This is a genomic window from Selenomonas sp. oral taxon 138 str. F0429 (assembly GCF_000318175.2).
GTDB classification, from domain to species: domain Bacteria; phylum Bacillota; class Negativicutes; order Selenomonadales; family Selenomonadaceae; genus Centipeda; species Centipeda timonae.
In genome coordinates this window covers 27,465-28,118 of the sequence record NZ_KB290949.1, presented here as the reverse complement: position 1 = coordinate 28,118, position 654 = coordinate 27,465, and the positions used below count along the sequence as shown (strand labels likewise).

General features: G+C 54.4%; 2 protein-coding genes. Both read left to right on the top strand.

What is annotated here, in order from left to right; translation table 11 throughout:
• Positions 1 to 260: DUF2800 domain-containing protein (locus HMPREF9163_RS12575; RefSeq protein ID WP_009441572.1), on the top strand; the 260-nt coding region annotated here is incomplete at its 5' end.
• 12 nt (positions 261 to 272) lie between these two features.
• The coding region (locus tag HMPREF9163_RS09555; protein WP_009441571.1) for a DUF2815 family protein at positions 273 to 654 on the top strand (382 nt) is incomplete at its 3' end.

Sequence of the window (654 nt, the reverse complement as noted above, 5' to 3'; positions counted from 1 at the left end):
GGAAACTGGTGGAAGGCCGCTCGAATCGGAAATATACCGATGAGGCGGTGGTCGCCCACACCGTCAAAGAAGCGGGCTTTGAGCCGTATGAGCAGAAACTGCTCGGGATTACGGCAATGACCGCGCTTCTCGGAAAAAATAAGTTTGAGGAACTGCTCGGAGGTTTCGTCATCAAGCCGCAGGGGAAACCAACCCTCGCTCCGATGAGCGACAAGCGACCTGTGATGAATACTGCAGCAGAAGATTTTAAGGAAAGTTGAGGAAAACACATCATGGCAAAAGTTATCAATCCGACAAAAGTGATCACGGGAGTCAAGACACGTTGGAGCTATGCCAACGTCTGGCAGGCCAAGTCCATCAACGGAGGTGCGCCGAAGTTCAGCGTGTCTCTCATCATCCCGAAGAGCGACACCAAGACTTTGACGGCAGTCAAGAATGCCATTCAGGCGGCATATGACGAGGGACAGAGCAAACTCAAGGGTAACAGCAAGTCCGTTCCTGCGCTCACGGCGATCAAGACTCCGCTTCGTGACGGCGATGCGGAACGCTCGGACGATGAGGCGTACAAGGACAGCTACTTCATCAATGCAAACTCTGCGACGGCTCCCGGCATCGTGGACGCTGCCCGCAATCCGATCATCGAGCACTCGGAGG